The 25,568-nt window shown below is 48.7% G+C and carries 25 protein-coding genes; 22 read left to right on the top strand and 3 right to left on the bottom strand.

The genetic code is table 11. The features are described from left to right. The first annotated feature begins 22 nt into the window (after positions 1-22). From fmt to FN782_RS03725, 6 genes are all read left to right on the top strand, one after another. A complete protein-coding gene (gene fmt / locus FN782_RS03750) occupies positions 23-943 on the top strand; it encodes a methionyl-tRNA formyltransferase (RefSeq protein ID WP_246064848.1) in 921 nt (306 codons plus the stop codon). Then, entirely contained in the window at positions 943-2,310 is a 1,368-nt protein-coding gene (gene rsmB, locus FN782_RS03745; RefSeq protein ID WP_142504446.1) for a 16S rRNA (cytosine(967)-C(5))-methyltransferase RsmB, read from the top strand. The genes fmt and rsmB overlap by 1 nt, the downstream gene beginning before the upstream one ends. Before the next feature lie 99 nt (positions 2,311-2,409). After that, a complete protein-coding gene (locus FN782_RS03740) occupies positions 2,410-3,177 on the top strand; it encodes a GAF domain-containing protein (RefSeq protein WP_185956012.1) in 768 nt (255 codons plus the stop codon). Positions 3,178-3,289: 112 nt separating this feature from the next. Next, positions 3,290-4,849: a spore germination protein gene (locus FN782_RS03735; protein ID WP_246064833.1), complete on the top strand. Its 1,560-nt coding sequence runs from the start codon at positions 3,290-3,292 to the stop codon at positions 4,847-4,849. Positions 4,850-4,852: 3 nt separating this feature from the next. Beyond that, positions 4,853-6,013 carry a GerAB/ArcD/ProY family transporter gene (locus FN782_RS03730; RefSeq protein WP_142504444.1) on the top strand — a complete coding sequence of 387 codons (1,161 nt, stop codon included), beginning with the start codon at positions 4,853-4,855 and terminating at the stop codon, positions 6,011-6,013. Beyond that, positions 5,994-7,121 carry a Ger(x)C family spore germination protein gene (locus tag FN782_RS03725; RefSeq protein ID WP_142504443.1) on the top strand — a complete coding sequence of 376 codons (1,128 nt, stop codon included), beginning with the start codon at positions 5,994-5,996 and terminating at the stop codon, positions 7,119-7,121. The genes FN782_RS03730 and FN782_RS03725 overlap by 20 nt, the downstream gene beginning before the upstream one ends. Positions 7,122-7,150: 29 nt before the next feature. On the opposite strand, the gene FN782_RS03720 is transcribed toward FN782_RS03725, so the two are convergent. Continuing rightward, complete coding sequence (locus tag FN782_RS03720) at positions 7,151-8,524, bottom strand: FMN-binding glutamate synthase family protein (protein WP_142504442.1); 1,374 nt, start codon at positions 8,522-8,524, stop codon at positions 7,151-7,153. 126 nt (positions 8,525-8,650) lie between these two features. On the opposite strand from FN782_RS03720, the gene FN782_RS03715 reads away from it, so the two are divergent. From FN782_RS03715 to spoVM, 8 genes are all read left to right on the top strand, one after another. Beyond that, a complete protein-coding gene (locus tag FN782_RS03715) occupies positions 8,651-10,069 on the top strand; it encodes an FMN-binding glutamate synthase family protein (protein ID WP_142504441.1) in 1,419 nt (472 codons plus the stop codon). 156 nt (positions 10,070-10,225) lie between these two features. Then, positions 10,226-11,281: a dual-specificity RNA methyltransferase RlmN gene (gene rlmN / locus FN782_RS03710; protein ID WP_142504440.1), complete on the top strand. Its 1,056-nt coding sequence runs from the start codon at positions 10,226-10,228 to the stop codon at positions 11,279-11,281. Positions 11,282-11,360: 79 nt separating this feature from the next. Beyond that, positions 11,361-12,113, top strand: coding sequence for a Stp1/IreP family PP2C-type Ser/Thr phosphatase (locus FN782_RS03705; RefSeq protein WP_142504439.1), 753 nt, complete (start codon positions 11,361-11,363; stop codon positions 12,111-12,113). Positions 12,114-12,145: 32 nt separating this feature from the next. Next, the gene (gene pknB, locus FN782_RS03700) at positions 12,146-13,741 is read left to right on the top strand and encodes a Stk1 family PASTA domain-containing Ser/Thr kinase (RefSeq protein ID WP_425462681.1); all 1,596 of its coding nucleotides are present in this window, start codon (positions 12,146-12,148) and stop codon (positions 13,739-13,741) included. A gap of 92 nt (positions 13,742-13,833) precedes the next feature. Next, complete coding sequence (gene rsgA / locus FN782_RS03695) at positions 13,834-14,709, top strand: ribosome small subunit-dependent GTPase A (protein ID WP_142504437.1); 876 nt, start codon at positions 13,834-13,836, stop codon at positions 14,707-14,709. A gap of 3 nt (positions 14,710-14,712) precedes the next feature. Next, on the top strand, positions 14,713-15,378 hold the full coding sequence (rpe, locus tag FN782_RS03690; protein WP_142504436.1) for a ribulose-phosphate 3-epimerase: 666 nt from the start codon (positions 14,713-14,715) through the stop codon (positions 15,376-15,378). Beyond that, positions 15,332-16,036 (top strand): thiamine diphosphokinase, encoded by a 705-nt coding sequence (locus FN782_RS17110; protein ID WP_142504435.1) that lies wholly within the window; start codon positions 15,332-15,334, stop codon positions 16,034-16,036. Before rpe ends, FN782_RS17110 begins: the two co-directional genes overlap by 47 nt. 110 nt (positions 16,037-16,146) lie before the next feature. Next, the gene (spoVM, locus tag FN782_RS17420; protein WP_142504750.1) at positions 16,147-16,230 is read left to right on the top strand and encodes a stage V sporulation protein SpoVM; all 84 of its coding nucleotides are present in this window, start codon (positions 16,147-16,149) and stop codon (positions 16,228-16,230) included. On the opposite strand, the gene FN782_RS16645 is transcribed toward spoVM, so the two are convergent. After that, complete coding sequence (locus FN782_RS16645) at positions 16,205-16,384, bottom strand: hypothetical protein (protein WP_185956060.1); 180 nt, start codon at positions 16,382-16,384, stop codon at positions 16,205-16,207. The genes spoVM and FN782_RS16645 overlap by 26 nt on opposite strands. A gap of 149 nt (positions 16,385-16,533) precedes the next feature. Continuing rightward, positions 16,534-16,722 carry a 50S ribosomal protein L28 gene (gene rpmB, locus FN782_RS03675; protein ID WP_142504434.1) on the bottom strand — a complete coding sequence of 63 codons (189 nt, stop codon included), beginning with the start codon at positions 16,720-16,722 and terminating at the stop codon, positions 16,534-16,536. Positions 16,723-17,064: 342 nt separating this feature from the next. On the opposite strand from rpmB, the gene FN782_RS03670 reads away from it, so the two are divergent. The 8 genes from FN782_RS03670 to FN782_RS03635 all read left to right on the top strand — a co-directional run bounded on the left by FN782_RS03670 (position 17,065) and on the right by FN782_RS03635 (position 25,478). Beyond that, positions 17,065-17,430 (top strand): Asp23/Gls24 family envelope stress response protein, encoded by a 366-nt coding sequence (locus tag FN782_RS03670; protein ID WP_142504433.1) that lies wholly within the window; start codon positions 17,065-17,067, stop codon positions 17,428-17,430. A gap of 9 nt (positions 17,431-17,439) precedes the next feature. After that, a complete protein-coding gene (locus FN782_RS03665; RefSeq protein WP_142504432.1) occupies positions 17,440-19,122 on the top strand; it encodes a DAK2 domain-containing protein in 1,683 nt (560 codons plus the stop codon). Between the two features lie 22 nt (positions 19,123-19,144). Further along, a complete protein-coding gene (locus tag FN782_RS03660) occupies positions 19,145-20,002 on the top strand; it encodes a DegV family protein (protein ID WP_142504431.1) in 858 nt (285 codons plus the stop codon). 42 nt (positions 20,003-20,044) lie between these two features. Further along, positions 20,045-20,701, top strand: coding sequence for an L-serine ammonia-lyase, iron-sulfur-dependent subunit beta (gene sdaAB / locus FN782_RS03655; RefSeq protein ID WP_142504430.1), 657 nt, complete (start codon positions 20,045-20,047; stop codon positions 20,699-20,701). 285 nt (positions 20,702-20,986) lie between these two features. After that, on the top strand, positions 20,987-21,874 hold the full coding sequence (gene sdaAA / locus FN782_RS03650) for an L-serine ammonia-lyase, iron-sulfur-dependent, subunit alpha (RefSeq protein ID WP_142504429.1): 888 nt from the start codon (positions 20,987-20,989) through the stop codon (positions 21,872-21,874). Between the two features lie 3 nt (positions 21,875-21,877). After that, on the top strand, positions 21,878-23,917 hold the full coding sequence (gene recG / locus FN782_RS03645; RefSeq protein ID WP_142504428.1) for an ATP-dependent DNA helicase RecG: 2,040 nt from the start codon (positions 21,878-21,880) through the stop codon (positions 23,915-23,917). A 547-nt stretch (positions 23,918-24,464) separates the two neighbouring features. Beyond that, positions 24,465-24,779, top strand: a complete 315-nt coding sequence (locus FN782_RS03640) for a hypothetical protein (protein ID WP_142504427.1) — start codon at positions 24,465-24,467, stop codon at positions 24,777-24,779. A gap of 114 nt (positions 24,780-24,893) precedes the next feature. Beyond that, positions 24,894-25,478, top strand: a complete 585-nt coding sequence (locus FN782_RS03635) for a hypothetical protein (protein ID WP_142504426.1) — start codon at positions 24,894-24,896, stop codon at positions 25,476-25,478. The last annotated feature ends 90 nt before the right edge of the window (positions 25,479-25,568 follow it).

Here is a 25,568-nt window from a genome sequence, read left to right as displayed (position 1 = left end):
ATCTCAGATACGCATTGTTTTTATGGGCACCCCGGATTTTGCGGTGCCCTCTTTAAGAAGATTGGTTGATGAGGGCTATCACGTGGTTTCCGTTGTTTCGCAACCGGACAAGCCCCAGGGAAGAAAACGCATTCTGACCCCTCCACCGGTGAAAGTGGCTGCCCAGGAAATGGAGCTTCCTGTCTTTCAGCCACAGAGACTGAAGGACCCGGAGAATGTCCAGCGTGTGTTGGAAATGGAGCCGGACCTGATTGTTACGGCCGCCTATGGTCAGATTCTTCCCCGTGAGATACTGGATGCCCCCCGTTTCGGCTGTATCAATGTCCATGCCTCTTTGCTTCCCAAATATCGGGGCGGGGCACCCATCCATCACGCCTTGATTCAAGGGGAAAAGGAAACCGGAGTCACCATTATGTATATGGTGGAGGCGTTAGATGCCGGGGATATGCTGGCCTGGAAATCCATTCCCATTGATGAAGAGGATCATGTGGGCACGTTGCATGACAAACTGGCCAAGCTGGGTGCCGACTTGTTGTCAGAAACGGTGACCAAACTGATACAAGGCGATGTGAAGGCCATTCCTCAGGATCATGAACAAGCCACGTATGCTCCCAATATTAAACGGGAGGATGAACAGTTGGATTGGAACCGAACCTCTTGGGAGCTGTTCCATCAGGTCCGGGGGCTTTCTCCTTGGCCCGTGGCCTATACGCTTTGGAACGGAAAGCCGTTAAAGGTATGGAAGGCAAGGCCAGTTCCTTTGGGTAAGCCTGCCAAACCCGGCACGGTAGTGCGGGTAGAGGATGATGGAGTCGTTGTGGCAACCAGCGATGGGGGGCTTCAGATTCTGGAGTTGCAGCCGGCTGGAAAAAAGCGAATGACTGCGGAGCAGTTTGTACGGGGAAGAAAGTTGAAGCCCGGTGACGTATTGGGGGAATCCTGATGGCCATGCAAACAACAGCACGGGATGTTGCACTGGATGTTTTGATTGCCGTGGAGGAAAGAGGGGCATACAGCAACCTGATGTTAAACGACTTTCTAAAGAAGAGCGGGCTTCCTCTACGGGATCGGGGATTAACGACCGAGTTAGTCTATGGAACCATTCAAAGAAAAAATACATTGGATTGGATCTTAAACAGATTGGTGAAAAACGGTATCTCTTCTCTTGAACCTTGGGTGCGACACCTTTTGCGGATGGGAGTCTATCAACTGCATTATTTGGACCGCATTCCAGGGCGCGCAGCCGTTCATGAAAGTGTCCGAATGGCTAAAGAGAGAGGGCATAAAGGGATTTCCGGACTGGTCAACGGTGTGCTTCGCTCCTATCAGAGAAAGTCCCGACAATGGCGCTTCACGGGTTCCTTGGAGGCTCCGGATCAATGGGCTCTTTTTTTCTCCCACCCGGAATGGATGGTTCAACGGTTGATTGAGGTCTACCAGCCAAAGGTGGCCAAAGCGATTCTGGAAGCCAACAATCGTCCTCCACGGGTGGCCGTTCGTGTGAATCCGCTCAAGGGAGATCGAGAAACGGTTGTCCGTCTGATCCAGGAAGCGTTCCCTCACATTCAAACCCAATCGTCTCCCCTTTCTCCCCAGGGTTTGGTCTTATCAGGCGGGGGAAACCCGGCCCTGGAAAGATTGTATCAAGAGGGCTGGTATACGGTACAGGATGAAAGTTCCATGTTGGTTGCCCACATTGTAGATCCTCAGCCGGGAGAACGCGTTCTGGATGGATGTGCTGCCCCTGGCGGGAAGACCGGTCATTTGGCGGAGCGGATGGGAAATGAAGGGACCCTCCTATCCTGTGATATTCATCCCCATAAGGTGAAGTTGATCAAAGAACAGAGTCAACGCTTGGGGATTTCTATCGTGGTGCCCCGTCAAGCAGATTTAAGAGAGCTTCCCGGCATTGAAGAGGAGCCTTATGATCGGGTTTTGTTAGATGCCCCCTGTTCCGGACTCGGAGTGATTCGTCGGAAACCGGATATTAAATGGGCCAAAGCTTCCGGAGAAATCGAAGAACTCGTTGCCCTGCAAAAACAGTTGCTGGATAGCGCAGCAGAGCTGGTCAAGCCGGAAGGTGTACTGGTTTACAGTACCTGTACACTGGAACCCAGAGAAAATAAGGAACAGGTAATGGATTTTCTGAACAGACATCCTGAGTTTCAGCTTGATGTATCCATTCAGAAACAAATTCCCGAATCCGTTCGGAATAAGGCACTCTTGGGTGAAGGATGGATTCAGATTCTTCCCCATCATTTTGAAACAGACGGTTTTTTTATCGCGAGACTGATAAAGGCGAAGCCATGAGCGTGCCGGATCGATCGGCCGGAAAGTTCTTTCCGGTCGACGACCCATTTGGCGTCTGATGAAAGCAAAAAAGATATCTTTGAAGATGGTGATTCATCAATGGATATTGAATTTATTTTTAAAGTGATTGATGCGGAACCGTGGCTTGCCTATACCCTGGTTGGCTTTGGAGTGGTTCTGGCGGCTATTTTGCTGTGGCGGGTAAAAAATGGAGACAGCGTTTCACTGTTGGGTCTCAATCTTCAGTCGGATGCCAAACTGACAGAACTGGAAAAACAGATGGAAGAGGTCGGAGAAGACAGCAAACAAAAGTCCTACGTGATTCAATCCATCCATACGTTGGCAGGGGAAGTCTCCAGGTTGCTTTTCCAACCTTGCGAAGGTTTTGAAGACAACCGACGTAAAATTTACAATTATTTTCTTTCAGCCGTGCTGGCAACGATGTCCGGAAAAAAGGGAAACAACCCCAAAGTATGTATATTTGTCAAGGGTGACGAAGGGATGCTGAAAGTGCATGAAGCGGCTGCTCACAGTCCGGATGGCATGAGGAAACTGCAACTCTCCATCGCGGATTCCGCAGCAGGACACACGTATCGAACGGGTGAAATCTTTTCTTCGGGGGCCATTCATACTCCGGGAAGTCACTTTAAAGAACATCCGAAAGCCCAGTCCAAATATCATTCCCTGATTTGTGTCCCGATTCGGGTGGGTGACCAGATCCTGGGTGTGCTCAGTGTAACCGGAGATGAGGAGAAGTCTTACTCTGAAGATGAACAGGCTTATTTGATGGCATATGCCAGCATTCTCGCACCTTTGTTACATAAGGAGCTGTCCAAACAGAAGGAAACTGAGCGAGTGATGTCATAACATTTCCATGTAAGGATCGGAGAATCCTCCGGTCCTTTTTTTCGTCCATAATTTGTCAAAATGCGTTATAAAATCCGGATGAAATGAAAACGTTAATACATGTGGTGATGAAATGAGAACAGGTTGGCAACGCCGAAGAAGCCGAAAAAAGAAAAAAATGTGGGATCAGCGATCCAAGGAACAATTGGACAAGCGGGTGGGAGATCAGCCTGTCCACATGGAAATTGAAAGAAATGTGGAGTTTATAGGGAAAGTGCTTGGAGATAGCTCTGACTTGATCACGCGATGGTTTACGATCCAGTACATACCTGATCGGCGAGCTGTATTAATGTGTGTGGATGGCCTGGTGGATAAACGGAACCTGGATCAGTTTGTCTTAGCCCCTCTGATGACACGGGGAGAGCAACTTCAAACGAAGACGGACTTATGGATGATGGTCAATGAGAGTTTGGTTGCAGCAGAAGAGAAAAAAAAGTCATCGCAATTAAAGGAAACGGTTGATTCCCTGTTATCAGGGGATGCCATTCTGTTTGTAGACGGCTACAGTGAAGGATTGATTATCGGAGCAAAAGGATGGGAAAAGCGTGGAGTGGAGGACCCGCGAGCCGAGGCGGTGGTTCGGGGACCGCGGGAAGGGTTGACGGAAACGCTTCGGGTAAATACGGGAATGATCCGGCGGCGGTTGAAGGATCCCGATTTGCGCCTGAAAGATTTCAAGGTGGGAGAACGGACAAAAACCAACCTTACGATGATGTTTATCCAGGGTATCGTGGATGATACGTTGGTCAAAGAGATTGAAAAACGCATTCAGGAGATTCGCATCGACTCCGTTCTGGAGAGTGGATATATTGAAGAGATGATTGGGGATGCAACGCTTTCACCCTTTCCGGTGTTGCAAAACACCGAGCGACCGGATGCTGTGGTGGCCCATCTGTTGGAAGGAAAAGTGGGGATTCTTGTAGATGGAACCCCCCACGTTCTCATCGCTCCAGCGGTATTTACCCAGTTTTATTCCAGCCCGGAAGATTATTATGAACGCTATATGATCGCCACCTTTTTGCGATTGCTTCGATTGGTGGCTTTTTTTATCGCCTTGTTGTTACCGGCGTTATATATTGCCTTTATCTCCTTTCATCCGGAGATGATCCCTTCCAAGTTGGCCATTGCACTGGCAGCGGGTCGGTCGACCGTTCCCTTTCCCTCCATTGTGGAAGCTCTGATGATGGAGATGAGTGTGGAAATTCTGCGGGAAGCGAGTATTCGATTGCCGGGCCCCATCGGTCCCACGATTGGGATTGTGGGAGCTCTGGTCATTGGAGAGGCGGCGGTAACTGCAGGGGTCGTTTCTCCTCTGATGGTCATTGTAGTGGGGCTGACAACCATCAGCTCCTATGCCAATCCCAACTACAGTGCAGCGATTTCCATCCGTTTGCTTCGCTTTCCCATGATGATCGTCGCTTCCATTCTGGGCCTTTACGGATTGGTGATCGCCTTGTTGTTATTGCTGTTGCACATGATCAAGCTTCGTTCGTTCGGTGTTCCCTATATGGCACCTTTTGCTCCCTTGCGGATCAAGGATGTAAAAGATACTCTGATTCGGATTCCCTGGCCATTTATGAATAAGAGGCCCAGCATATTTCGTCCAGTTGACGACCAGCGGGAGGATGGGTAACGAATGAATAAACAGAATCCTGAGCAGGATCAACCGATATCTCTATACCAAAGCCATGCGGTCATCGTCTCCACCATTATTGGAGTGGGGGTGATCAGTATGCAAAGGGGAATCGCAAAAGAGGTAGGTCCTGACGGAATTTGGACCATTTTGATCGGCGGTTTGATTGTGCTGGTTGAAATCGTTTTGATCACCCGCCTGATGCAAAAATTTCCCGGAAAAACTCTGGCCCAGTTTTCTTCGGAGCTGTTGAGCTTTGGAAAGAAACGATGGTTGGGCAAGGTGCTGAGTATCCCTTTGCTAGTAGGAATTGGATGGTATTGGTTATTAACGATTGCCATTGTCACCCGTACCTTTAGTGAAGTGGCCATCAGCGCCGTTTTCCCCCAGACTCCCATGGAAGTCTTCATGATAACAATGCTTGGATCGGCATGTTTTGCTGCCGGGCAACGGCCGGAACTGATCGCACGATTTAATGAGTTTCTGATGCCGTTTTTATTTATCCCTGGGCTGTTGATCTTGACAGCATGGATGGAAGCCGGGGACTGGGAGAATCTCCTTCCAATGTTTCAGGTTACTGATTGGAAGAAATTCCTGCAGGGAATGCTTACCTCTGCATATTCGTATTCAGGGTACAGTGTCCTTTTTGTGTACATGGCCTATTATCAACAGCCGAAAAAAGCGATGCGGGCTCATATATTGGCCACTGGAACGGTTATTGTGGGTTACTGGGTGACGATTGCAGCTTCCATTTCCATTTTTGGTCCCTTTGAACTGGCGAACCTGATGTGGCCCACCCTTGACCTGATTAAGCAGGTGGAAGTTCCCGGCCAGATATTATCCCGCTTGGAATCCGCCATTATTGGGATCTGGGTGGTGGCGGTCTTTACCACCTTGGTCAATATGTTTGGTGTATTGGTGGACATTTCGCTAACCACCTTCAACCTGGAGGAACGGTTTCGGAAGTGGTTGGCATGGGGAAGTCTCCCCTTCGGATATCTGGTGGCAAACCGACCGGCCAATCTGGAACAGTTGTTTCGATGGAATGATTTGGCGGGGATCTATGAAATTGTGATGACGCTGGTGATCATTTTGATTCTGTCCATCCTGACCCGGCTTCGTGCTGACAAGAAGGGGGATCAAAATGCATCCTCTTCAGCGTAGCCTGTCCATCATTCTTCTGATCTCCCTGTTGGTTACCGGATGTTGGGATGCCAGAGAGATAGAAGAACGGGCTTCAGTGATTGCACTGGGAGTGGATGATCATCCCAACGGGATTGAAGTCAGTGTTCAGATGCCCATTCCCATTAAAGTGGTTAGTTCCGGAGGGGGAGGTGGCGGTGAAAGTGGGCAAAATGCAGTTCAACTGTTTAGCGGTCAAGGGAAAACAATGTCTGATGCATTGGAAGATATTGAAAACCAATCGAATCAGCGCCTCTTCTTTGGACATGCGCGGGTGATTATTCTTAGTGAATCCGTTGTCCGGAAAGGGATTGGAGAGTTCCTGGATTTTTTGAGAAGGGAACCGGAAATCCGACGACGTCAATGGCCAATGGTTGTAAAAGGAACGGCCAAGGATGCGCTGAAAACAAGTCCAAAACTGACGCAAATTCCGATGGAATATTTGGTAGATATGGTAGAAGCAGGGGTGCGATTCGGTCATTTTGCTGATGTTTCCCTAGGGGATTTATTTACGGATATTTCTAATCCAGCGAAGGAGCCGATCCTGAATTATATGGAAGTTAAACCTTACAAAATCCAGTGGGTGGGACTGGCCCTGTTGAAGGGAGACCGTTTGGTAAAGGTTCTTAAGCGTAAAGAGAGCGAGAATCTCCTTAGAATTCGGGATGAAATGGTCGGGGAAACATGGGATGTCCCATGTGGGGGAGATCAAGGGCATTTGGTGATTTTCCCGACAAAAATGAAAAGAGAGATCAAAGTGAAACAGCATAAAGATGTTCCCAAAATCAACATTCATCTCACGTTGGAAGGGAGTGTTTCAGAAAAGATATGTGAAAAGGTGGAGTTGGATCATCCGGGGATCTATTCAAAGATCAATCGTCTCGCTAGCATCTTTATGGAAAAGCGTGCACAACAATTGATACAAGATATACAAAAAACGGGGGTGGATTCCTTTTCAATCGGGAACCACATTCGTGCACATCATCCGGATTTATGGAAAAGGATCGATTGGAAAAAGGTGTTTCCCAAGGCGGATATTCGGGTGATCTATCATGTCAACATTCGCCGCATCGGCTTGAAAGCCAAGTAAACTGAAACTCCTGCCACTGGCAGGAGTTTTTAGATCAGGGGAACATCAGCGATGGAAGAGGAAAGGGAGTCCATGGCCAAAAGATCTTTTTTGTTTACGTCCCGCAGACTTTTTTTTCCCAGAGCCTGGGTGGCCAGCTTCATTTCATCCGTGCAGGATTGGAAAAACAGAGACGTATGCCGGGCCGCCTTATCGATATCCAACTGATGGGAGAGGTTTCCATCATACCATACCAGCTCAGTGGGTGGCTCCCAGGGAAGAGGTTTCTGGCTTCCCTGACCGTGACTGGCGGCGAAAACAAGAGCGGAACCGAGAGCGACCGCATCCGCACCCAGGGCCAATGCTTTCAAAAAATCCCCCGGTGTTTTCAGTCCGCCGGATACAATCACACTTACCTGATCCTTCACTCCTTTTTTCTCCAAAAAATCGACGGCTCGACACAGCCCGATCACGGTGGGCAGTCCCAGGTCATCCTGGAGAATGGGGGCGGTTCCTTTGGTTCCTGCTTGTGCGCCGTCCAAGGTAATAAAGTCCACTTCTGCATGCAGAGCGATCTCCAAATCCTGTTCAACCCGACCGGGAAGCAGTTTCATTCCAATCGGAACTCCATCCGTCAATTGACGCAGTTCGTTCACCAATTTTCGCCAATCCTTTTTTCGATGGATGCCTGGCATCCGACTTTTGATTTCTGCTGTTCCACCGGGAGCGAGGTCCATTAATTGCATGGCCCGCCCCTTTAAATGGAAGGAAGGAACCTGACTGGGACCTGGTCCGGACGACCCTTGACCGATATGGATTTCAACCATATCCGCCTGTTGAAGGATCTCCGGGTCTTTTGCCCATGGAGCCCGGCTGTATTGGATAATTAACTTTTCCGCTTCCTTTCGCTCTTCAGGGAGAAAGGGACCTTCTCCGGTGCTGGTTGCGGTTCCCGCTTGGGTGGCTCCTCTGGCGAGAGCGATTTTTAGCCGCTGGCTTACCGCCATTCCAAGAGCCATCCCGGAGACCAGCAGAGGAATATCCAGTTTGAGTGGATGACGGGCATGGGGACCGATGGTGGTCTGTGTATCCACTTCTGCATCCTGTGGCAAAGGCAATTCCGCCATTTGACGGGGAAGAAAAGTGAACCCCTCAAAGTCTGGTAACCGCTTGGGACTTCCAAAAGGACGCTTAACCAATACTCCGCCAGCTGCACGCATATTGTTTTCCACCATTTTTTCCGGATCAATGCGAAAAGCAAGGGAGACAAGTTCCCACACATTTTTGGGTGATGGATCGGATTCAATGATCCGGATTGTTTTTTTCCACAGGATCTGAATCAGTGTTCTGGCAGAAAAAGCTGTGACCAAGGTGAATAAAAAGACAGCGGATAAGGCTCCGGCCAGGGACCAGGATACATTCATATTCTGCACCTCTCAAGTGAATAACGTTTAACCATTAACATCCCCGTTCCGCAGAAAGGGTACTCATCATTCACTTTTGTGAAGGTCATAATAAGACTGGGAATCCTTTAAAAGGATGGTTGAACAATGAACGGATTTTGGATGGCTTTTATAACGACCTTCATAGCGGTATTGGGGATTTCAGGGATCTTGTTTCTGTTTATGCGACCGATCTTGAAGCGATTGTTTGGCCAGGCTTTGCAATTGATCTTGACACAGGCGTATTCCAAAAACCTGTGGGAAATCGCTTCATCAGGAAGAAGGTTTACTGCGGGGAAAATTGTGGAAATGGCTCTGCGATCGGAACAGCCGACAGCGGTTCAGCGGTCCATGGGGACACCGAAAAAAATGCCTGATTTTGAAAGAGTGATGTTTCTGCCTGCCCAGTTGGCTGTATTTCCAACTCATGAAACCATTCGCATTGATACGAAAACGGTGATCGGACCGAGGGCCAATCGCCCTTTGCGACTGGACATTCCTCTGATTGTCGGGGGATGGGGAATGGGACCCGTTTTGAGTGAAGCAATGAAACTGTCGCTGGCAAAGGGAGCGGCAAAAGAAGGAACCGCAACCAACACAGGGGAGTCTCCCATGTTGGAAGAGGAACGAAAGGAAGCGGAAAAGCTGATTTACCAGCTCTGCCGGGCTCCATGGTCGTTCAATGAAGATTGGATTCGTCAAGCGGATATGATTGAAATTGTAGTAGGCAGTGGAGCAACAGCGGGAACCCCTTTTGAAATTCCAGGTGAGAAGCTGTCCGGGATCATAAAGCGTGAAATAGGGATGAATCCGGGTGAATCCACCAGGATCGACTCCCGTATTCCGGGAATGGACGATCCTGAGGAATGGCCGGAGTTGGTATCTTTTCTGCGGGAAGTGGCAGGTGGTGTGCCGATCGGAGTTAAGCTTATTCCCTCCCACATTGAAAAAGATATTGAGTCCGCTTTAGATGCAGGTGTGGATTTTATTACGATTGACGGAGCCCAGGGGGGTGTCAAAGAATCCGCTCCCATTTTGCAGGATGACTTTGGTTTGCCGACGATTCGCGGATTGGTGCGAGCGGTTCAATTTTTGGAAGAGAACAATGCCCGTCATCGAATCAGTCTGATTGCTTCCGGCGGGCTGTATTCTCCAGGCGACTACCTCAAAGCGATGGCTTTGGGAGCGGATGCCGTGGCTCTGGATACTGTGGTTTTATTGGGAGCGTTACATACTCAGGTGACCAAAGTCCTGCCTTGGGAACCCATTTCCCAATTGATTTGGGCGGATGGAGCGTTTGCGGATCAACTGGATGCCGATCTGGCGGCGAAACACCTATCGAATCTATTGAAATCATCTGTGGAAGAGATGAAAATCGCCGTAACCTGCATGGGGAAAAAAGCGTTGCGTGAAGTGAACCGTCAGGATCTGGTTGCCATCGATCCCGAATCGGCCCGGATGACAAAACTTCCTTTAGCGTATGAGCGTCAGCATTACCCCTCGATCCGGAGTTTTAAAAAGCGATAAACGGCTATATGTGCAAAGACGGACATAGACTGTAAATATGCAAAAACTAACGACATTAGGTCCTTGGATGGCTTTTCTTTCCGGTGTGTTACTGATATAATGAAAAAAGTTTTTGAGGAATGATTTGACTTTATTTATTGGTGGGATTTCTTTGTGATGAAGCCTTTTGTATATGAGAAAACCCATTCCGAATGGAAAGAATGGATGAAAAAAGAGGGGGAGTCGTCCTTTCGAGCCGATCAGATCATGGATTGGCTGTATGGAAAACGGGTACTTTCCTTTGATGAAATGAGCAATCTGTCGAAAAGCTTGCGGCAGCGGTTAGCTGACGCTTTTCAACTGGATCCTTTAAAGGTGATCACTGTTCAGCAATCATCGGATGGGACCGTCAAGTTCTTGTTTCAGCTTTACGACGGTCATGCGATTGAGACAGTGATTATGCGCAACAATTATGGAAACAGTGTATGTGTGACGACTCAGGTGGGTTGCCGGGTGGGTTGCACCTTTTGCGCTTCCACACTGGGTGGGTTGAAACGGAATTTGAGTGCAGGCGAAGTGGTCGCCCAAGTGGTGGCTGCCCAACGGTATTTGGACCAAATGGAGGAACGCGTGCATTCCGTTGTGATTATGGGAATTGGAGAGCCCTTTGAAAATTATGATGCCACGGTTCGGTTCATGCGGGTGATCAATGATCCCAAGGGTCTTCATATTGGTCAGCGTCATATTACGGTGTCCACCAGTGGCATTGTCCCTTCCATTTACCGCTTTGCGGAAGAGGGTTTGCAGGTGGGACTGGCGATTTCACTGCATGCACCGAACCAGGAGCTGAGGAAACGGTTGATGCCGGTCAGTTATCGTTATCCTCTGGAAGAGCTGCTTGAGGCTTGTGCCTATTATATTCAACATACAGGACGAAGGATTACCTATGAATATGCGCTGATCGGGGGGAAAAACGACCGTTCGGAACATGCCCACGCGTTGGGGAAACTGTTGGAGGGGAGCCGTTCACTGATCAACCTGATCCCCGTCAACCATGTACCCGAACGGAATTACACCCGAACGCCGAGAAACCAGATATTCAGGTTCCAGCGGATCCTTCAATCCTATCACCTTCATGTCACCATCCGCAGAGAACATGGGAGTGACATTGATGCGGCCTGTGGTCAACTGCGGGCCAAGCACATGACGCCGGAGGAGAAAAAGACCTCCTGAAACGTTGAAAAAGAGGTCCCATCTGTATCCTCTCCCGCGTTGAGCAAGAGAAACACCCATAGGGAAAGGAGTCACCGGAATGGAAAAGGCATGGCTTACCCATAAAGGGCGGGTGCGAGAGCATAATGAAGACAGTGTCGGCCTTTTTCAGTCGGATCATGGGGTTATGATGGCCGTCGTGGCCGACGGAATGGGCGGTCATCAAGCCGGGGATACAGCCAGTCGCACAGCGATTCGGGTGATGCAGCGGGAGCTTCATGCCCTCTCTCATGAAATGGAAACAGACAGACGGCAAACAATGATACAAGAAGCCGTTGAGGTTGCCAATCATGAAATTTACAATATGGCAACACAAAAAGCGGAATGCAAGGGTATGGGGACCACGATGATCGCTTCGATTCTGGGAAAGAATGAAGTTGTGTTGGCTCATATTGGGGATAGCCGAGCCTATCTGCTGCACAAAGACGGTCTCTATCAATTGACGGAGGATCATTCTTTGGTCAATGTTTTAAAACAACATGGAGAGATTTCCGAGGAAGAAGCCCGTGTTCATCCCCATCGAAATGTGATTGTACGCGCAGTTGGGACCGACGAAGAAGTGGAAGCGGATGTGATTGTCAGTCCCTGGTATAAAGAAGATCTCCTTCTGCTGTGCTCGGACGGTTTGTACAACATGGTTTCCGTGGATCAAATTGGTAAAATTTTAACTTCTCCCGCTTCGTTGAGAGAGAAAGCGGAGCAGTTGCTGGAAAAAGCATTGGATGCAGGAGGGACAGATAATATCTCCATTGTTTTGGTGAAAAATGACGGAATCATAAGAGAGAAAAAATAGAAGCTTGAATGGGAGAGCGAGGTGAGATGTCAGTGGAAGGAAGGAAATTGGGTGGCCGTTATGAAATTATCAGCCGAATCGGCGGAGGCGGCATGGCAGTCGTTTACAAAGCGCGGGATGTTCTTTTAAACCGTTATGTCGCCATTAAAGTACTGAATGAATCTCTGAGCAATGATTCGGAGTTCATCCGTCGCTTCAGCCGGGAAGCCCAGGCTGCCGCCAGCTTGTCCCACCCCAATGTGGTCGGAGTTTATGATGTGGGGCAAGAGGATTATACGCATTATATTGTCATGGAGTATATTGAAGGCCCCACATTGAAGGAATATATTCAGCAGTACAGCCCGCTGACAGCTGAGGAGATTGTCTCCATTGCATCTCAGATCTGCGATGCCTTGGCACATGCCCATGAGAACCAGATTGTTCATCGGGACGTGAAACCGCACAATATTCTTCTGAGCTATAATGGCCGGGCGAAAGTGACCGATTTCGGGATTGCCCGCGCCTCTACATCTTCAACGATTACACAAGCGGGTTCAGTGATGGGATCCGTTCATTATTTTTCTCCGGAACAGGCCCGAGGCGGTCTGATCGGGGCGAAATCGGACATTTACTCCCTCGGAGTGGTCCTCTATGAGATGGTCACGGGAGAAATTCCCTTTGACGGTGATTCAGCCATCTCCATTGCCATGAAGCACTTGCAGGAGCCCGTGCGCGATCCTGCAAAGCTGAACCCCAACGTACCGCAAAGCATTCACCATGTGATCATGCGGGCATTGGAAAAGGACCCGGATGACCGATATCCGTCTATTCGGGATATGAAAGAGGAATTGGATGTCATTTTTCAGCAGGATCGCATGGAAGAACCTCGGTTGCGCACCGATCCCAAGGAGAAGGTGGAGACGAAACCTGAAACCGAGGCGAAGCCGAGTCCATCATCGTATCAGAGTACGCCTACCAACGCGGTGGGCGACCAGACGATGGCCAACCTGGAAAAGCGTCTGAAAAATGTTCCGGCGGACAAGAATAAGACGATGCTGGAACGGACGGTGGTTTGGCTGGAAAATGTCCAGACCAATATGTCCTGGTGGCAAAAGGTCCTGTTTGGTCTGTTTACATTGGCCGTTATTTTTACTTTGGCTTTGGTCACCTTTAATGCCATTATGGGTTGGCTGAGCAACGATGGTAACCGGGAAGCCAGCTCGCAGCAGCAAGTCAGCTCTGTCAAGGTGCCGGAGTTAATTGGAGAGGATGGGCAGGAAGCCAAAGAGAAGCTGGAAAAAAAGGGATTCAAGGTGGAAGTGAAAGAGGGAGACGTCAATGAGTATGGAAAAGAGTACGGAAGCAACAAAGTGTACAAACAGTCTCCCAGTCCTGATGAAACAGTGAATCCCAAAGAGACCACAGTGGTGTTGTATCAGAATCCGGAAATGTTCCAAGTGTTTGAAGTGAAAAATGTATGGGAATCTAGAATTAGAGGTCGTTTAAGAGAGCAATATAACTACACACCCGAAATTTCTTATGAGAAAAAGGAATCAGGGATTCCATCAGGAAAGGGAATTGACTCTGAGCCGAAAGCGGGAGAATATTTGCCAGTTGGGGGAACCCTAAAGGTGTGGATCGCTCCCTGAGAGTTGATCCTGATCCATGTTTTGGATCATAATGAGAACGAGGCAGCGGCTTCGTTCTCATTGCTTTTTATTCACGTTAAAGGAGGAACGGTATGCCGGAAGGGCAGATTGTACGTGCAGTCAGTGGCTTTTATTATGTCCGAACGCCCCAGGGGGATGTTCAATGTCGGGCGCGCGGGCTGTTTAAAAAAAAGAAGTGGTCTCCCTTGGTCGGGGACTGGGTCACCTATGAGGAAACCGAACCTGGCGAAGGGTGGGTGACGGATCTCCATCCGCGGAAGAATGCGTTGATTCGTCCACCGATGGCCAATGTGGATCAGGCGGTGGTGGTGGCTTCCTTTCGAGAGCCTAGGATTCAGCTGGAGCTTTTGGATCGGTTTTTGGTTCATGCGGAGCGGGAAGGAATGGAGATTCTCATCTGCTTGACAAAGCAGGATCTTCTGGAAGACCCTGCGGAAGCAGACGCCATTTATCAGGTGTACAGCGGGACGGATTATCCCATCCTTACCACCAGTGCTCCTACCGGAGAGGGGATCAAAGCGTTGAAGGAAGCGCTGAAGGATCGATTGTCTGTATTTGCCGGACCGTCCGGGGTGGGCAAATCCTCTCTGTTAAATGGTATCCTTCCTACGCTTGAATTAAAGACCGGGGAAGTGAGCCGAAAACTGGGACGGGGTCGTCATACCACCCGCCACGTGGAGATTCTGGATCTTCCGGAGGGAGGTCAGGTGGCGGATACGCCGGGATTCAGCCAGTTATCCTTTGGAGTGATGGAAGAGACGGAATTGGGCAATTGTTTTCCGGAAATTGCCTCTCTGGCACCGGAGTGCAAGTTCCGCGGATGTTTACACCAAAGGGAACCCCATTGCCGGGTGAGGACTGCACTGAAGCAGGGTGAGATCCATCAAACACGGTATCGTCATTACCTGCAGTTTTTGGAGGAAATCAAAGAGCAGCGGAGGTATTGAGAAATGAAAATCGCACCTTCCATTCTCTCTGCCGACTTTGGGCGTTTAGCTGAAGAGGTTCAGGAGGTAGAGCGAGCTGGAGCGGATTGGATTCATGTCGATGTCATGGATGGCCGTTTTGTTCCCAATATTACGATTGGTCCCTTGATTGTGGAAGCGCTTCGACCCCGAACCCGGCTTCCACTGGATGTTCATCTGATGATTGAAGATCCGGATCGCTATATTTCCGATTTTGCAAAAGCAGGCGCAGACTGGATTTCCGTTCATCAGGAGACCTGTCCGCATCTGCATCGCACGGTTCATCTGATCAAGGAGCATGGCGTCCGGGCAGGTGTGGTTTTGAACCCGGCCACTCCGGCAGAGATTTTACAGCCCATCCTGTCAGATCTGGATCTCGTTTTGTTGATGACAGTCAATCCGGGATTTGGTGGACAGGCGTTTATCCCCGGTGTGTTGGATAAGATTCAGAAGATGCGTTCCATGCTGGATGCAAGAGGTCTCAGCCATGTGGAACTGCAGGTGGATGGGGGAATCAATCCAAAAACGGCGGAAGAGACCGCAAAGGCTGGAGCGACCGTTTTTGTTGCTGGATCGGCTGTGTTTGGTCAATCGGATCGCAGGCATGCCATTCAGTCCATCCGCTCCGGGGCAGAAGAGGGCGCTGTCTGAAGTGGGAAAAATGAATCGTTGGGTGATTGTCGCGGGAGGAGATCTCAGCGCTGATGAACTGAAGGAAATTCGTCCGGAAGACCGGGTAGTGGGTGTAGATGGTGGAATTGTTTCCTTGCGAAAAAACCATGTACCTTTTCATTGGGCAGTGGGGGATTTTGATACGGTCAGAGCAGATCTTCCGGATCGATTGGAAGAAAACAGGATTAAAGTAAGGCGACTTCCAGCGGAAAAAGATTGGACGGATACACAGTATGCTGTGGAACAGGCATTGGCGGAGAAAGCGGAGGAAATCCTGATTCTGGGGGCACTGGGAGGCTCCCGTTTTGATCATGCCCTTGCCAATGTTTTTCTCCTGGAGAAAATTGAGTCTGCCGGTGTCAAGGGAGTCATCCGCAATGCGAAAAACCGCTTGACCCTTTACTGCGGAGGACGAAGTGGGGAGATGGAAATCACTTCCGGAATGTTTCGCTATGTTTCCCTTTTGCCCCTGAGTGATTGTGTAGAGGGGATTGATTTGGAGGGATTTCGGTATCCTTTAAACGGTGCCACACTGTTACGGAAGGACCCCGTGGGGATCAGCAATGAAATTGTAGCTTCCCCGGCAAAGATTCGTGCGTCTTCCGGGAAGCTGTTAGTGGTGGAAAGTATGGACTGATCCTGTCTTCTCCGATTCAAGTTCTAGGCACAATCGCATCTTTATAGAATATATATAAGTGACAGGGTGCTACGTTGCTTTGGAATCAACAGGGTGAAGGAGGAATCGGGGTGCGATTTTACACCGTTAAACTTCCAAAGTTCCTCGGCGGGATCGTTAAAGCCCTATTCAGCGTCTGGCAACGCCAAAAATAAAGCTGAAATTGTGCTGATGTTGGTTGGTTATCTGTGTGTTGCGTTTTGTGGAAAATTGCAAAGTGATTAAACCGATATGGATGCATAAAGGTTGCCAACCATCCATCTTCTTTTCTTTTCCAGCTTCCATCACAGGATCACTGAAGCGTTCCATTTTTGTTTGTCCGAAACAGTGGCGTCATCTGTGTCTTATTAGGATATATCGGACAAAAGGGTTAGGTTGGCTGCTATAAGCGGCCGACTTTGTATTTGAAAAAAAGCACCCCTCAGAGGGTGCTTTTCGTGAAAAAAAACCGCATTCCGTCAGGCGCGGGTTACTTTCCCCGATTTGAGAGCTTTCGTGCTTACATAAACACGCTTTGGTTTGCCATCGACCAGAATCCGTACTTTCTGAACGTTGGCGCCCCATTTGCGACGGGTTTTCCGGTTGGAGTGGCTGACCTTATTGCCGGCATGACCCTCTTTTCCGGTGATATAGCAACGACGTGCCATGTTGCCCACCTCCTCCCCTTTTTGGGAAACGCATTTCACATCCGTCAGGAAGGTTGAACAGGTTCTTCCTGCAACAAAATACTTCACCATTTTAGCACAAGGGCTATTTCCTTGCAACAAAAGGATGTCTTCAGTATGATGAGTGTATCTGTTTTTGGGAGACAGGCAGACGTACAAACCTCTACCTTGCCGGATCTACCCCTTGCTCCAGTCAAAGGCTGACAGTATACTTGAGACAAAGAGCGGAAACTCTTAAAACTAACTAGATCATAACATGCCTGAAAACAAAGGAAAATTTTAAAAAATGGATCCTGAACGGATACCCTTTTGGGGAGGAATAATATGACTCTAGATGTTTCGACCCAGTATGGACAAATTGAAGTATCCAACGAAGCCATTGCAACCATTGCCGGTGTTGCGGCCATGGATTGTTATGGCTTGGTGGGAATGGCTTCCCGGAGTCAACTGAAAGACGGGATTTCTGAACTCCTTGGCAGAGAAAACTGGAGTAAGGGCATTGAGGTTCGCAACACGGAGCATGGAGTGGAGATCGATATGCATATCATTGTGGGATATGGTACAAAGATTTCCGTCGTGGCCCACAATGTACAGTCTAAAGTGAAGTACACTCTGGATCAGCTGGTGGGGTTGAAGGTTAGCCGTGTGAATATGTTTGTTCAAGGTGTCCGTTTGGTAAGCGAAGAGTAAGGAGGATCACTGTTGGTACAAGAGATCGATTCACAGACATTTTTGAGTATGATTCGAGCGGGGGCGGACCGGTTGGATCGCTCTGTGGAGAAGGTAAACGCCTTGAATGTTTTTCCTGTCCCAGACGGCGACACGGGTACCAATATGAACCTGACTCTGGCTTCCGGAGTGAAGGAAATGGAGAGAAAAGCGGTTTCCAGCGCTCATGTAGGGGAACTGGCGGAAGCGCTTTCCAAGGGCCTTCTGATGGGAGCGAGGGGAAACTCAGGTGTGATCCTGTCCCAACTTTTCCGCGGTTTTGGAAAAGCAGTGGCTGACAAGGCGAGTCTAACTGCCCGACAGTTTGCTGAAGGATTGAAGCGAGGGGTAGAGACAGCCTACCAAGCGGTGATCAAACCCGTGGAAGGAACGGTTCTAACTGTGGCTAGGGAGGCAGCGGAAAAGGCGGTTCCTTTATCTGTACAAAACGAAACGCTTGTTGAGTGGATGCAGGCGGTTTTGGAGGAAGCACGGGCTGCACTGAGCCGTACACCTGAACAATTGCCTGTTTTGGCTCAGGCGAATGTAGTGGATGCAGGCGGGCAAGGTCTTGTATTGATTTACGAAGGTTTTTTGGCCGCTCTCTCCGGAGAGAATATTTCCTACTCGATCACAGAACCTGTTCAAGCTTCTTCCGACTTGGAACGTCTGGAAGAGAGGACTTATAGTCAGACAGCTCAGGCTCACTTTGAAACAGGTGATATTGAATACGGTTACTGTACGGAGTTTATTGTCAAATTGGATTCCACGCAACCGGGCAAAAAAACCTTTCAGGAAGAGCGCTTTCGCAAAGAGCTGGAAAAGCACGGTGATTCACTGCTGGTGGTTGCTGATGATGATTTGGTGAAAGTGCACATTCATGCAGAGCATCCCGGTGAGACACTGACCTATGGTCAGCAGTATGGAGAATTGACCCGCATTAAAATCGAAAATATGCGGGAACAACATTCGTCCATTATGGAAAAGGAGTCACCCCAGCAAGAGCCGACGGAACCCAAACCCTACGGAATTGTGGCTGTGGCTACCGGTGATGGAGTTGCCGACATTTTCGAGAGTTTGGGAGTCGATGTGGTAATCCAGGGTGGTCAGACGATGAATCCCAGCACCGAAGAGTTGATACAAGCGGTAAAGCAAATTCGTGCCAGCCATGTATTTGTACTTCCCAATAATAAAAACATTATTTTGACGGCGGAACAAGTCGTGGAACTGGTGGATACTCCAATCACTGTGTTGCCCACGCGAACCATTCCCCAAGGCTTGGCGGCTTTACTTTCCTTCAATCCTGAGGAAGAATCCAACGTGAATCGGGATCGGATGCTAAAAGGTGCTGAGGCTGTACAATCCGGTGAAGTAACCTATGCCGTCCGGGATTCCAGTTACCATGGAAAAGAGATTGCAGAGGGAGATTTTCTGGGAATTAAGGATGGAAAAATAATAACAAGCGGGAAGGACTTGATCCCGACGTCCTGTGAGTTGCTATCCGAGATGCTGGAAGCGGATGCAGACATGGTTACTCTGATCTATGGAGAAGATGTTGCTCAAGAGCAGGTGGAGGCATTGACCCGCTTTTTGGATGAGAAATATCCCGATGTGGAAGTAGAAGTTCATGATGGCGGACAGCCACTTTACTATTTTCTTTTCTCAGTAGAGTAAATTATCGCACGGGGGTGCACCGATGGCTAAAGTTCAGGTGATTACAGACAGCACGGCTGACATTCCCAAGGATCTTGTCAAGGAACTTGGAATCTCGGTTGTCCCTTTGAAAGTGCATCTGGCGAGTGAATCTTATCTGGATGGCGTGAATATTAGTTCCTCTGAATTTTATAGTCGGCTCAAAGAAATTGACCAGATGCCGACGACCTCTCAACCTTCTCCGAGTGATTTTGTTGAGGCTTACCGTGAAGCGATGGAGAATGGAAGTACAGAAATTTTGTCCATTCATCTTTCTTCCGCTTTCAGCGGAACCTATCAATCGGCGACTTTGGCAAAGTCCATGGTGGAAGGCGAAATCAATGTGACCGTGCTGGATTCCAAAACCGCCTCTTATGCGATTGGAACCATTGTTGTGGCAGCGGCTCAGGCGGCGCAAGAGGGGAAATCAATGGATGAATGTGTGGCTGTCGCCCGTCGGGTCATGGAAAGCAAAGAGGTATATTTCCTTGTCGATACCTTGGATTACCTTCAAAAAGGCGGACGAATTGGAAAAGCTTCTGCTGTGGTCGGGTCATTATTAAATATTAAACCCATTCTTTCTATCAATAATGATGGGGAGGTATATGCGGTTGAAAAGGTTCGTGGAAAGAACAAGGCAACAGCCCGGATTTTTAATATATTGAAAGAGAAAATGCCAGAAGGGCTTGAAAAGGCCGCTGTGATGTATACGGATAACCGGGAAGAAGCGGAGAAATGGGCAGATCGTTTAAGAGAGACCTTTGGGTTTGAGGATGTGCAATTTACTCATATCGGGCCGGTGATCGGAGCCCATACAGGTCCCGGAACCATTGCTGTTGTGGCTGTTCCGGTACAGCCTTAGCTATAGGGATTATACCGGACGGTTGTGACAAGGGGGGAGCTTATGAAATATCGCTCTGTTTTTGATATTATCGGTCCAGTGATGATTGGACCTTCCAGTTCGCATACTGCCGGTGCAGCCAGAATCGGACGGGCAGCCCGTTCATTGTTTGGGCGCAAGCCCAAGCGTGTCACCGTGACATTCTATGGATCTTTTGCCAAAACCTATCGAGGTCATGGAACGGATATTGCCATAATCGGTGGAATTCTTGACTTTGATACCCATGATGAACGGATTGTCCGTTCTTTGGAAATTGCACGGGATGAAGGAATGGACGTTACATTTATTGAGTCGGAGGAGGTTCCGGATCATCCCAATACAGCCCGCATCCATTTGGAAGACGATGCTGGGGAGATCGAAGTGGTTGGAATCTCCATCGGTGGAGGAAAAATGGAGATTGTGGAGTTGAACGGATTTGAATTGAAGCTTTCCGGCAACTCCCCGGCTTTGTTGGTGACACACCATGACCGGTACGGTGCAGTGGCCAAAGTGGCATCCGTTTTAGCCGACCAGCGAATCAACATTGGCTATATGCAAGTTTCCCGGAAAGAAAAAGGCTCGGAGGCATTAATGATCATTGAGACCGATCAGTCAATGAATGCGGAACTTTTGGAAGAGCTGACCCAGCTTCCCGATATTACCGGAGTTACAGCTTTGTAATTTCCAAAAAAAGTGACAGATGAACAAAAAGCCGCCACTTCAACGGTTTTACCTGCGAAGTTGGCGGCTTTTTTACCCGTAAACTCATGTGAGGGCGGTGGTTATGTTAAAATGAGCTTGAGAAGAGTTAAGCGCTTTCTTGAATGAATGCATTTTTCATAGACAGGAAAACGCCTCGATTAGGGAAAACTGTATAAACATGTTGCTGAAGAGCTTGTCTGGAGAAACCATTGAAAGAGCTCCCCGCTGTTAAAATAAATCATCGTGAGAAAGGGAGTCGATAGGATGAATTTTCGTTCTGTGGCAGAATTGGTGGAATTGGCTGAGTCAGAAGGTTTATCCATTTCGGATGTGATGATTCAAAAAGAGATGGAGACATTTGACAAGTCACGTGATGAAGTCTTTAAACAGATGGAAGAAAACCTTGACATTATGGAAAAAGCCATTCAGAAAGGATTGCAGGAAGAAATCAAATCGCAAAGCGGCTTGTCTGGCGGTGATGCACAAAAGATCCGAAACTATATCAAAGAATCCAATGTGCTCTTGTCCGGTGCGGAAGTGTTGGATGCGGTTTCCCGCTCAATGTCCGTCTCAGAAGTGAATGCTGCGATGGGAACCATTGTAGCCACGCCGACGGCAGGCGCCTGTGGTATCCTGCCCGGTTGCGTGTTTACCGCAGCGGACCGACTGGGTTCTGATCGGGAGACAATGGTAAGGGCTTTGTTTGTCAGTGGAGCAATCGGTTATTGTATCGCCAATAATGCCTTTATTTCCGGAGCAGCGGGAGGATGCCAGGCGGAAGTTGGATCAGCGACGGCCATGAGTGCAGCAGCGGTTGTGGAAATGGCGGGTGGTACGCCTTCTCAGTCCGCTGAAGCGGTTGCGATTGCTTTGAAAAACATGCTTGGATTGGTTTGTGATCCGGTTGCCGGATTGGTTGAAGCTCCCTGTGTCAAGAGAAATGCGATGGGTGGAGCGATTGCCATGGTAGCGGCGGATATGGCGATGGCTGGAGTGAAGAGTGTCATTCCCACCGATGAGGTTATTGAAGCGATGTTTCGAATCGGTCGTGATATGCCCGTCAGCTTAAAAGAAACTGCATTGGGAGGATTGGCGGCGACTCAAACCGGCCGTTCGCTGGAACGCCGGATATTTGGAAAGTCTGCCGAGTAAAATATGGATCTACATCGTACCTCAGTCACGCAGGTTCCGGGAGTGGGAAAGAAAAAGGCAGAAGATCTTCATCAATTGGGTATTGATACGGTGGCGGATCTTCTTGGATATTTCCCATACCGGTACAATGATTTTCAAGTACTTGATGTGAGTGAAGCGGTTCACGATGAAAAGGTAACGTTTCAGGGAACCGTTCATGGTGTGCCGAGTATCCGTTGGTATGGAAAAAAAAAGTCCCGTTTGATCGTAAAGGTGAATGTAAACGGGGTTTATGTAAATGTGGTTTGGTATAATCAAGCGTATCTGAAGAAAAAGATCAAACCGGGGGAAACGGTTTTTGTCGCTGGGAAGTGGGATGCCCATCGGTTGCAATTGACCGCAGATCGAACATGGTTTGGTAAACAAGGGAAAAGCCTCATTAACCGCTTGGAACCTGTCTATTCTGTCACCTCCTCCATTACTGTCTCATGGTTGAGGAAGACCATATATCAAGCGTTTGCCGCTTTCGGACGGGAAATCAATGAAGTCTTGCCGCAGGAATTTCTGACCCGCTACCGGTTGTTGGACCGGGCAAAGGCCATGTACCTTCTTCATTTTCCTAAAAACAGGGAAGAGGGAAAGCAAGCGCGTCGACGGATGGTTTATGAGGAGCTGTTTCTCTACGAACTGCGACTGCTATGGCACCGGAAACAGAAAAAGTTGGCTGAACAGGGAACTGTTCATCGGTTTGAGCGGGAAAAAGTGGAAACATTTATTGATCATCTACCTTTTCCTCTCACTTCAGCACAACGTCGTGTCGTGGAGGAAATATTGGGGGACATGGAAGAGAACAGTCGGATGAATCGGCTGTTACAGGGGGATGTGGGATCTGGTAAAACCGTTGTGGCCGCCATTGTTTTATATGCCAATTGGCTGAGTGGTTACCAAGGAGCCTTGATGGTGCCGACAGAAATCCTGGCAGAACAGCATCTCCGTTCTCTTCATGAACTCCTTTCCCCTGCCGGGATGAATCTGGAGCTGTTAACGGGTGGCATGAAGGCGAAAGAAAAGCGGGATGCGCTTTCCCGAATCCAGATGGGCTTGGCGGATGTCATTGTAGGAACACACGCCCTGATTCAGGAAGATGTGGCCTATCGAACGCTTGGACTCGTCATTACCGATGAACAGCACCGCTTTGGTGTTCGACAACGCCATACATTGCGGGAAAAGGGAGAGATGCCAGATGTTCTTCATATGACGGCTACTCCCATTCCAAGGACGCTTGCGATTACATTGTATGGAGATATGGATGTCTCGGTCATTGATGAGATGCCTGCTGGACGGCAACCGGTAAATACCTATTGGGTAAAAAAGGATGTTTGGCCGCGTGTGACGGGTTTCATTGAAAAAGCATGTCATAAGAGCCAGCAGGCTTATATTATTTGCCCTTTGATTGAAGAGTCGGAGAAGTCCGATCTGCAAAATGCACAATCTGTTTTTGCGGAAATTACTGAACAGTTGGCACCCATCCGTATTGGTCTTCTTCACGGACGTATGACCCCTCCTGAGAAGGATGAGGTGATGCGCCGTTTTGCTGCCGGTGAAATACAGGTGTTAGTCTCCACAACGGTTGTGGAAGTGGGGGTCAATGTGCCTAACGCAACTGTGATGGTGATCTATGATGCAGATCGATTTGGGTTGGCTCAGTTGCACCAATTGCGAGGTCGAGTGGGTAGAGGTGGCGGAGAGGCGACTTGTATTCTGGTGGCTGAGCCCCGTTCGGAGACGGGAGTGGAACGGATGCGCGTGATGTGTGAGACAATGGATGGTTTTGAAATTGCCAGACAGGATTTGGAATTGAGAGGTCCAGGGGATTTCTTTGGTGTCAAACAGAGTGGAGCACCTGAGTTTCGCGTTGCTGACTTGGTGGAAGATTATAAGGTATTGGAAGTGGCACGGACCGATGCTGCTCAAGTGTTAAATGCTTCCTTGGATACTCCGGAATACCATATTTTACGGCGCTATTTGGATCAACTTGAAAAAGATCCGTCCAATTTTGATTAAACAAGTTTTAAAAATGGACTCAAGACATATATTGATGTTGTGACTGCGAAAACCCGGAGGATGAACCGCCGGGTTTTGGATGGATGATAGAAGCCCTGCTGCCTACAGGTAAGGGCTCTTTTTTCGTTTTTTTCTTTTGGACTTTTGACCATAACGCTGTGAGAGCTGCATCAGAGTTTCGAACATTCGTACGACTGCAGAGAAAACGAGAATCCATCTTTCCATGTTCGAACACTCTCCTTTCCAACCAAACTCCGACAAGGATCAGCCAACTTAGCTGTTAAGGTTTGAGGTGTGAGTCGGCAATGGGTTGGGAGGAGTTCTTTTCAATTTATTGCTTCACATAAAATAAAAGTATCAAAAACCCTTAAAGGTGAATAGGATGTCCTGTATAAATGGGCAGTTGGCCTGAGACTAATATAACAAAAAAATATAATTTTGTAAATACATAGAAAAATAAAAAAATAGTCTTCTTTTGTCGATTTTGCATAAGGACCTTTTATCGATCCGTGCATAGTATAAGGGCAGAGGTAAGGAGGTGCAGGGTTTGAGCGAAAAAAAGCGTTTCTATCGGGAGCTTTGCAAGAATGTAAACCGAATTTTGGGAAGAAGAGCTGTTACGGTGGACCGAATTGTCAGATATGTGGCTGAGGCGAAACGTATCCGTCGAACCAAAGGAACCATGGATCTCATTCATTTTTTGACCACATTAAGAGAACGGTTGTTTACACCTGAAGAGGTCAAACGGTTGAAACAATCATCTCAATACAAGGAATTTTCCAGTCGCCTGCTGGATCTCATGGTGTATGAAGGTGTGATCACCGTTGGGGAATCCCGTATGTTAAAGCGGATGGTCTTCTGATAAAAGGATTTAGGCGAGCGGATGGGCATTTGCCGGGAGCGGGCAGGAGGCGGGAACATATGGTGTAGTGTATTGCATTCCAGGCTGTCAGTCTATGAAAGGAGGAGTAACTGCGTGAAGAAACGTTCAAGCCGGGTGCTCATTTCCAAAACGCAGAATGCGAAACGTTGGGCATGGTTGAAAGATAAGATGGAACAATTGGAACAACGATTGCCGCAACAATCTCCCTCTTATCCTCCGGGCCCCCCTCAGAATCCTGAATATAAGCGTCGAGACCAAGAGGAGCGTGAAAGACCGGAAGGGTTTGACGACTTCGGATTGGATGCTCCCTTTGGACCACCCCCTCCGATGGATGAAAGTCCTCCGATGAGAAAAAAGCGGGAAAAACAAATCCAACGGAACCGTGAGCCACACCCAGAAGACTGGTGGGACGGACCGATGATGGATTGGGGAGAAGCACCGGAAGAAGAAATACCGCCATGGGAAAGACCGCCACGCAACCGGGACGACAGGAGGGAAGAAAAGAGGGGTTCCAGACAGGAGATGGACCCGTGGGAGGAACCGGGAGAGAAGGATTCCCGTCCAAAGAGATCGCGGTCTCACGATTGGGAAGAACTTCCCAATATGTTTGATGAAACAGATACAGTGAAAAGCTCCAGTCGTCGTCGGAAGCGTTATCGGACGAAAAGAAGGAGATGAGCCATCATTGGTATATTGTTTTCCCTGCGGAGAGCCCGCAGGTTTTATTTTGGAAAAAAAGGACCTGCGGATCAATCCGCAGGTTCATGG

Source organism: Melghirimyces algeriensis (assembly GCF_900182565.1).
Classification (GTDB): Bacteria; Bacillota; Bacilli; order Thermoactinomycetales; family DSM-45169; genus Melghirimyces; species Melghirimyces algeriensis.
This window is presented reverse-complemented; position numbering and strand designations above follow the sequence as displayed.